Annotated in this window: 8 protein-coding genes; 7 read left to right on the top strand and 1 reads right to left on the bottom strand. The window is 75.9% G+C overall.

All coding sequences use genetic code 11. The features are described 5' to 3' along the window. The first annotated feature begins 208 nt into the window (after positions 1-208). Genes miaA through FVA95_RS20140 form a run of 4 tightly spaced genes read left to right on the top strand, consistent with a single transcriptional unit; the run spans position 209 to position 4,634 of the window. The gene (gene miaA, locus FVA95_RS20155) at positions 209-1,123 is read left to right on the top strand and encodes a tRNA (adenosine(37)-N6)-dimethylallyltransferase MiaA (protein ID WP_205015910.1); all 915 of its coding nucleotides are present in this window, start codon (positions 209-211) and stop codon (positions 1,121-1,123) included. Further along, positions 1,120-1,989 carry a diaminopimelate epimerase gene (gene dapF, locus FVA95_RS20150; RefSeq protein WP_205015909.1) on the top strand — a complete coding sequence of 290 codons (870 nt, stop codon included), beginning with the start codon at positions 1,120-1,122 and terminating at the stop codon, positions 1,987-1,989. The genes miaA and dapF overlap by 4 nt, the downstream gene beginning before the upstream one ends. Before the next feature lie 54 nt (positions 1,990-2,043). Continuing rightward, complete coding sequence (gene hflX, locus FVA95_RS20145) at positions 2,044-3,534, top strand: GTPase HflX (RefSeq protein ID WP_149665561.1); 1,491 nt, start codon at positions 2,044-2,046, stop codon at positions 3,532-3,534. A 35-nt stretch (positions 3,535-3,569) separates the two neighbouring features. Further along, a complete protein-coding gene (locus tag FVA95_RS20140) occupies positions 3,570-4,634 on the top strand; it encodes a hypothetical protein (RefSeq protein WP_149665560.1) in 1,065 nt (354 codons plus the stop codon). Between the two features lie 29 nt (positions 4,635-4,663). On the opposite strand, the gene lexA is transcribed toward FVA95_RS20140, so the two are convergent. Then, on the bottom strand, positions 4,664-5,422 hold the full coding sequence (gene lexA, locus FVA95_RS20135; RefSeq protein WP_020624701.1) for a transcriptional repressor LexA: 759 nt from the start codon (positions 5,420-5,422) through the stop codon (positions 4,664-4,666). A gap of 228 nt (positions 5,423-5,650) precedes the next feature. Here lexA and FVA95_RS30915 point away from each other — a divergent pair, with 228 nt between their 5' ends. The 3 genes from FVA95_RS30915 (at position 5,651) to nrdR (ending at position 7,894) form a co-directional block, all read left to right on the top strand. Continuing rightward, positions 5,651-5,875, top strand: coding sequence for a hypothetical protein (locus tag FVA95_RS30915; RefSeq protein ID WP_161992367.1), 225 nt, complete (start codon positions 5,651-5,653; stop codon positions 5,873-5,875). A gap of 163 nt (positions 5,876-6,038) precedes the next feature. Next, positions 6,039-6,773, top strand: coding sequence for a hypothetical protein (locus tag FVA95_RS20125; RefSeq protein ID WP_149665559.1), 735 nt, complete (start codon positions 6,039-6,041; stop codon positions 6,771-6,773). Between the two features lie 629 nt (positions 6,774-7,402). Next, positions 7,403-7,894, top strand: coding sequence for a transcriptional regulator NrdR (gene nrdR / locus FVA95_RS20120; RefSeq protein WP_020623044.1), 492 nt, complete (start codon positions 7,403-7,405; stop codon positions 7,892-7,894). Positions 7,895-7,929: the final 35 nt, after the last annotated feature.

Below are 7,929 nucleotides of genomic sequence, written 5' to 3'. Positions count from 1 at the left end.
GCCGCGCGCCGTGGCAGGTGCTCGCCGGTGCCGCGCGCGGACGCTCCTGGACGGCGGCGCACCGGCACACCTCGATGCCCTACGGCGTCGCCTACCACGTGGCGCTGTGGGAACCGGCGTGAGCACGCCAGGACCGGCCGCACCGCCACCGTCCGCACCGCCACCGTCCGCACCGCCACCGTCCGCACCGCCACCGGCCGCACCGCCGCTGGTCGCGGTCGTCGGACCGACCGCGACCGGGAAGTCGGACCTGGGGCTGGAGCTGGCACTGGCGCTGGACGGCGACGTCGTCAACGCCGACGCCATGCAGCTCTACCGCGGTCTGGACATCGGCACCGCGAAGCTCGCCCCGCACGAGCGGCGCGGCGTCGTCCACCACCAGCTCGACGTCCTCGACGTCACCGAGACCGCGTCGGTCGCGGCCTACCAGCGGGCGGCCCGCGCCGTCATCGAGGAGCTGCGCGCCGCCGGCCGCACCCCGGTGCTGGTCGGCGGCTCGGGGCTCTACGTGCAGGCCGTGCTCGACGAGCTGGAGTTCCCCGGCACCGACCCGGAGCTGCGCGCCGCGCTGGAGGCCGAGCTGGAACGTGACGGGTCCGGCGCGCTGCACGCCCGTCTCGCCGCGGCCGACCCGGTCGCCGCCGAGCAGGTGCTGCCCTCGAACGGCCGGCGGATCGTCCGCGCGCTGGAGGTGATCGCACTGACCGGCAGGCCGTTCCGGGCTACCCTGCCCGGTGCCGGCACCCCCCGCTACGACGCCGTGCTGCTCGGCGTGGACCGCGATGTCGCCGAGCTCGACGAGCGGGTCGCGCTGCGGGTGGACCGGATGCTCGACGACGGCCTGGTCGACGAGACCCGCGCGCTGCTCCCGCGCGGGCTCGCCCACGGCCGCACCGCGTCCCGCGCGCTGGGCTACCGGCAGGTGATCGAGGCCCTCGACCGCGACCCCGACCACCCCGACCTCGCCGTCGTCCGAGAGGAGACGGTCCGCGCGACCCGCCGGTTCGTGCGCCGCCAGCGCTCCTGGTTCCGCCGGGACCGGCGCATCCACTGGCTCGACGGCGCCGACCCGGACCTGGTGGGCTCGGCGCGTGCGGTGCTCGCTCGTAGGCTGGTGGCATGACGGGCGGCATCGCGTTCAGCAAGGGGCACGGCACGCAGAACGACTTCGTGGTGCTGCCCGACCCGGACGCCGCGCTCGACCTCACCCCGGCCCGGGTCGCCGCGGTGTGCGACCGCCGCCGCGGCCTCGGCGCGGACGGGGTGCTGCGGGTCGTGCGCTGGGCGAAGCTCGCCGGTGAGCCCGGCGTCGGGGAGCCCGTCGACGGCGTCGAGTGGTTCATGGACTACCGCAACGCCGACGGCTCGCTCGCCGAGATGTGCGGCAACGGCCTGCGTGTGTTCGCCCGCTACCTGCACGAGCGCGGCTGGGCCACGGGTGGCCCGGTCGGCACCCGCAACGGGGTGCTCGACACCGCCGTCGGGCCGGACGGGGTCTCGGTCGGGCTCGGGACGGTCGGCGTCGGCCCGGCGTCGGTCGCCACCAGCGGCGACGCGCGCTTCGACGGCATCGCCCTCGACGTCGGGAACCCGCACCTGGCCTGTGTCACCGCGGCCGACCCGGACACCCTCGACCTGACCCGCGCGCCCTCCTACGACCCGGCGCTGTTCCCGAACGGGGTGAACGTCGAGTTCCTGACTCCGCTGGACGGTCCCGCCGACGGCGGCCGCATCCGGATGCGGGTGCACGAACGCGGTGTGGGGGAGACCCGCTCCTGCGGCACCGGAACCGTCGCCGCCGCCGTCGCCGCGCTGCGGCACGCCGGGCACACCGCCGGGGACGTGCAGGTCACGGTTCCGGGCGGGCTGCTGCGGGTGACGGTGGAGGCCGGCACCGACGAGCGGACCGGGCCCACGACGCTGCACGGCCCCGCGGTGCTGCTCGCCTCCGGCGAGCTGGACCGCGCGTGGTGGGACGCTCCCGCCTGAGGCTCGCGAATCGGGGCGGACACGAGCCCCGCGACGTGGGAGGATGGGGGCAAGATGACTGATGCCCACACGCACCCCTCCGTGACCCCCTCCACGTCGAACCCGGTTCCGACGGGTGGCGAGCTCGACCTGGAGGAGCGCGCGTCGCTGCGCCGGATCCACGGGCTGTCCACCGAGCTCACCGACATCACCGAGGTCGAGTACCGCAAGCTCCAGCTGGAGCGGGTCGTGCTCGTCGGCGTCTGGACCGAGGGCACGGCCGAGCAGGCCGACAACTCGATGACCGAGCTGGCCCGCCTCGCCGAGACCGCCGGTTCCGAGGTGATGGACGGCCTCGTGCAGCGCCGCTCCAGCCCGGACCCGGCCACGTTCATCGGCTCCGGCAAGGTCGAGGAGCTGCTCGGGGTCGTCCGCGCCACCGGCGCCGACACCGTGATCTGCGACGGCGAGCTGTCACCCGGCCAGCTCCGTCAGCTGGAGGAGCGGCTCAAGGTCAAGGTCATCGACCGGACCGCGCTGATCCTCGACATCTTCGCCCAGCACGCCCGCTCCCGGGACGGCAAGGCCCAGGTCGAACTCGCGCAGCTGTCCTACCTGCTGCCGCGGCTGCGCGGCTGGGGTGAGGCGCTGTCCCGGCAGGTCGGTGGCCGGGCCGCGGGCGGTGTCGGTATCGGTGGCCGTGGCCCCGGTGAGACGAAGATCGAGCTGGACCGGCGCCGCATCCGCGCGCGGATGTCGAAGCTGCGCCGCGAGATCGGTGCGATGCGCCAGGTCCGCGAGACCCAGCGTGGCAGCCGTCGCCGCAACGAGATCCCCTCGGTCGCGATCGTCGGCTACACCAACGCGGGCAAGTCGAGCCTGCTCAACCAGCTCACCGACGCCGGGGTGCTGGTGCAGGACGCGCTGTTCGCGACGCTGGACCCGACCACCCGCAAGGCACAGACACCCGACGGGCACGACTACACCCTCACCGACACCGTCGGGTTCGTGCGGCACCTGCCGCACCAGCTCGTCGAGGCGTTCCGCTCCACGCTGGAGGAGGCCGCCCGGGCCGACCTGCTGGTGCACGTCGTCGACGGGTCCGACCCGCTGCCCGACGACCAGATCGCCGCGGTCCGTCAGGTGCTCGTCGAGGTGGGGGAGGCCGCGGGCGACACGATGCCCCCCGAGCTGCTCGTGATCAACAAGACCGACGCGGCCGGTGACCTGGCGCTGGCCCGGCTGCGGCACGCCCAGCCGGACGCCGTGTTCGTCTCGGCACACAGCGGCACCGGGATCGACCGGCTCCGCGAGCGCATCGCCGAGCGGCTGCCGCGACCGGAGTACGAGGTCGACCTCCTGCTGCCCTACACCGAGGGTGCGCTGGTGGCACGGCTGCACGACGACGGCGAGATCCTCGCCGAGTCCCACACCGCCGACGGCACCCGGATCCGGGCGCGGGTGAAGCCGGAGCTGGGCACCGCGGTGCTGCCGTTCGCGGTGGCGGGCTCGGCCCTCCCGACCGCTGCCGGCGCCGACCTGCCGGCGACGGCGGCGGGCCACTGAATGGGCGGCCGGGTGGGCCACCGCGGCCCGGGGGCGTGGCCCGCCGCCTGACCACGGTCCTCTGCCTGACCGGTGCGCTCACGGGTGCGGCCGCGCCGCCGCCCGGGGCGCACCCGGTCTGCACCGTCGACGACCTACGGCTGGCGGAGCTGTCCGGGCTGGTCGCCGAGGGCCCGCCCGGCGGAGCCCCGCAGCGCTACCACGCGATCGTCGACGGCGGCGGGACCGCGCGGGCGTTCACCCTGGACCCGTCCGGCTGCGCGGTCACCGGAACCCGGCAGGCCGACGTCCCGGTCACCGACGTCGAGGACCTCGGGCTCGGACCGGGCGGGGATCTCTGGCTCGCCGACACCGGTGACAACGGGGCGCAGCGTGGCTCGGTCCGGCTCGTCGTGCTGCCCCCGGCCGGGCCGCCACGCGTGTACGACCTGGTCCACCCCGACGGTCCGCGCGACGTCGAGGCGCTGCTGGTCGGCGACGACGGCGTGCCCCTGCTGGTCGACAAGACCACCGGGGCCGCCGGGGTGTACCGACCCGACGCACCGCTGCGCGACGACGGGGGCCCGGTCCCGCTGCGCCGGGTGGCACAGGTCGTGCTGCCCTGGTCGGGCACCGGCGGCGGGCCGCTCGGGGCCGCCGGGTCCCGCACGATCACCGGCGGCGGGGTCTCACCGGCCGGGGCCGACGGCGGACGCGCCGCCGTGCTGCGGACCTACACCGACGCCTGGGTGTTCCCGCTGCCCGTCGGCGGACCGGCGACGGCCGACGTGCTGGTCGCGGCGCTGGGCGGCGCACCACTGCCGGTGCCGTTGCCGGACGAGGCCCAGGGCGAGGCGATCGCCCCGGACGGCCGGGGTGCACTGCACTCCGGCAGCGAGGCCCGGGGCCTGACCGCGGCGGCGATCACCGTCGTCCCGGGCGCGGTGCCCGCGGCGACCGGCCCGCAGGCACCCGTCGTGGCCCAGCCCGTCGAGGTGCCGGAGTACCGCACGTACCCGTCGTGGCTGCCCGCCGCGGGCGGGGCCGCGGTGCTCGCGGCGCTGCTGGTGGCCGGTGCCGTCGCGATGTCCCTGCACGGACGGCGCCGCCGGTCCCGCTGACCGCGGGAACCGGGCGCCGCCCGAGGAGGTCAGAGGCGGCGCAGGACCGCCACGACGCGGCCGAGGATCGACGCGTCGTCACCCGGGATCGGGTCGTAGGCGTCGTTCGCCGGCATCAGCCAGATGTGCCCGTCCTTGCGGCGGAACGTCTTCACCGTCGCCTCGCCGTCGATCATCGCGGCCACGATCTCGCCCTGCTCGGCCACCGGCTGCTGGCGCACGACGACCCAGTCGCCGTCGGTGATCGCGGCGTCGACCATCGAGTCGCCCTTGACGTTGAGCAGGAACAGCGTGCCCTCGCCGACGATCTCGCGCGGCAGCGGGAACACGTCCTGCACGGCCTGCTCGGCCAGGATCGGGCCACCGGCGGCGATGTCGCCGATGAGCGGCACGAACGCCGGCGCCGGCCGCGCGGAACGCAGCTCGGCGGTGTCGGCGTCGGAGTCCGACCCGTCGGTGCCGGCGATCTGTTCCGGGCTGCGGACGTCGACCGCGCGGGTGCGGTTCGGGTCGCGCCGGAGGAAGCCCTTGCGCTCCAGGGTCCGGAGCTGGTGGTGCACCGACGAGGTGGACGTGAGGCCCACCGCGTCACCGATCTCGCGGACGCTGGGCGGGTAGCCGTACCGGTCCACCCAGTCCCGGATGACGGCCAGGACCTTCTTCTGCCGCGGGGTCAGGCCGCGGGTGTCGGTCGCGGGGTCGGGGAACTCCCGGACCGTCGCGGATCCCCGGTCCGCGGCGGTGCCGGTCACGCCGGGACCACCGTGTCCGGTGTCGTCCGCTGCCATCGCATTCGCCTCCTCGGGGTACTTACGGCGACGACCCTAGCCGTCGCGGGCCCGTTCGCCAAACATGCGTTCGAAGTCACCCGGGGCGTGTCGTGGATTCCGTCGGGCCGTGGTGGTAGAACATCGCACAGGCGTTCGATCGAACACCGGTTCGATCGGATGCCGTCCGCGTCGCCGTCCGGCCGCGCGGGGCGACCGGCAGCGGGAACGGCAGTGGGGGTGGCGATCGTGGATGCAGCGGTCATCGGGGGCGTGACGGTCATCGGACGGGCCCCGGTCGGCACCGCGGCCGACGTGGCGCGGCCCGTCCCGGCGTCGGGTCCCGTGCGCCGCGTGGTGGCGGCGGTGGGTGTCCTGCTCGCCTCGGCGGCCGCGGTCGTCGTGCTCGGGGTGGTCGCCGATGTCGCCGCCCACGGCCCGGTCGTACCGCCCACGGTCGGCGCGCCACGCTGAGAGCGTCTTCGGCACGGGCGGTGACCTGCGGAGACGCGGTTGTTGTCGGTGTCGGGTGCTACACCGCTCGTACGCCCGTTCGACCGGGCTCGGGGAAGGGCCGGTCGGGAGCGGGGGAGACGAGACCGCCCGGGGGACGGGCGGTCCGACGGCAGGAGGAACCATGCGAGAGCTCGACGAGCGGATCCGCGACCACGGCGCGGTCGGCTGCCTGACCGGTGCCCCCGCGCCCGGCGCCCCCACCTCGCGCGCCCGGCGCGCCGCCCGGGAGCGGGTGCGGGCCGCGGAGGGTGTGGCGGCCGGTCCGGCCGGTGCCGGCTCGTCGGCCGTCGCGCGCGCCGCACACCGGTGGGCCGCCCACGGTGCACGGGAGCGCGCACTGACCGAGTCGGTCGCGCGGCACCCCGCCGCCCGTTCCCGGCGCGCCACGACGCCCGCTGTCCCGGCGTCTGGTGTTTCGGCGCCCGGTCCGACGGCGCCCGGTCCGACGGCTCACGGGCGCGCGGCCCGGGCCGCGGCACCGGCTGGTCCAACGGTCCCGCGTGGCGTCACCGGTGGTCCGAACGTCGCGGTCCGGACGCCCCGCTGCACCACCTCGGCGCCGGGCTCCACGGCGACCCTGGTGCGGCCCGCACGGGTCGCGGCGCCGTCCGGTCCGCGGTCGGTGGCCGTGCCGGCGCCCCGCACGGTCCGTCCGCTGGACCGGCGTTGCCTGGTCCCGGCCCGCCCGCGTCCGGCCCGCAGCCGGGTCCGCGGGCGCCTGGAGCGGTTCCTGACCGGGGTCGCGGTGCTGCTGTGCGCAACGACCGCGGTGGTGGCGCTCGGGCTGCTGGGCGACGCGGCGGCGGGCTGGAACGCCCCCGCGGCCGCCGTGCCGTCGGTCGGTGCCGTGCGCTGAGACGGGTCGGGGCCGTGGTGCGGTCCCGGTGGGCCGGGCCGGTGACGCGGAGTGGTGCCGGCGTGTCCGGCCCGGATCGTGCAGTGGTGCGGTCCCGGCGTGCCGGGCTCCCGGGACGGAGCCGGTCGGCCGGGGCCGTGGTGCGGTGCCGGCGCGGCAACCGTGGTCACCGCGGCGACGGTGCGGTGACGGTGTGGAGCGACCCGGCGCCGAGCCCGGCGTCGTATCGGGTGACGGCGTGCGCTGGGCCGGCGCGCGGATGTCGGGCTGCGGTCGCCGGGATGTCGCCGGATCGTCGGCGGCGTGCCGCCGGGCGCGTCCGCCGGGCGTGTCCCCGCATCGGGTGGCCGCCGGTCGCGGTCCCCGCGGCGCGACGGACGGCGCCGCGCGCGACGTTCCTCGGCGCCACCAGCGCCGATGTCCCGCTCCATGATCGTCGGCGACGAGCCGGTCGCGGAACGTGGTGTGCAACGCTCGGATCCCGATCGGGCGAAGCTCGGCGCGGCGTGGGCCCCGGGATGGCGGACCCCTAGATGTAGGGGTTACATTGACGTTGTTCCGCCACTGGTTGGGGGGATGGATCGCTGCGGAGAGTTTCCGGAACGTTACGGGAGAGGGTGTGAGCGTCCATGCGCTGCCCGTTCTGCCGGCATCCGGACTCCCGCGTGATCGACTCACGGACCGCCGACGACGGGACCTGCACCCGTCGGCGCCGGTCCTGCACCTCGTGCGGACGACGGTTCACCACGGTCGAGGAGGCCGTGCTCGCCGTCGTCAAGCGCAGTGGGGTGACCGAGCCCTTCAGTCGACAGAAGGTCGTCAGCGGGGTTCGGCGGGCGTGCCAGGGCCGGCCGGTCGACGAGGACGACCTGCAGCAGCTCGCCCACCGGGTCGAGGAGACCGTGCGGGCACGCGGGGCGGCGGAGCTTCCCAGCCACGAGGTCGGACTGGCGATCCTCGGGCCGCTGCGTGAGCTCGACGAGGTCGCGTACCTGAGATTTGCGAGCGTCTATCGCTCCTTCTCCTCCATCGAGGACTTCGAGAAGGAGATCGCCGACCTGCGTTCGGCGGCTGCCGGGGAAGCAGCCGACGACGAGGCCGGCCACAACCGGGACGGGTGAGCCGCTCGGCGGCACGGGTCCGGCGCGCACCCCGC

This window comes from Pseudonocardia sp. EV170527-09 (genome assembly GCF_008369905.1).
Classification (GTDB): Bacteria; Actinomycetota; Actinomycetes; order Mycobacteriales; family Pseudonocardiaceae; genus Pseudonocardia.
Note: the sequence above shows the minus strand (reverse complement) of the source record. Positions and strands in the feature narration are given on the sequence as shown.

What these genes read in the sequence shown, in the direction of transcription:
- dapF (WP_205015909.1), top strand. Translation starts at nt 1,120, where the DNA reads ATGACGGGCGGCATCGCGTTCAGCAAGGGGCACGGCACGCAGAACGAC.
- hflX (WP_149665561.1), top strand. Translation starts at nt 2,044, where the DNA reads ATGACTGATGCCCACACGCACCCCTCCGTGACCCCCTCCACGTCGAAC.
- lexA (WP_020624701.1), bottom strand. Translation starts at nt 5,422, where the DNA reads ATGGCAGCGGACGACACCGGACACGGTGGTCCCGGCGTGACCGGCACC.
- FVA95_RS20125 (WP_149665559.1), top strand. Translation starts at nt 6,039, where the DNA reads ATGCGAGAGCTCGACGAGCGGATCCGCGACCACGGCGCGGTCGGCTGC.
- nrdR (WP_020623044.1), top strand. Translation starts at nt 7,403, where the DNA reads ATGCGCTGCCCGTTCTGCCGGCATCCGGACTCCCGCGTGATCGACTCA.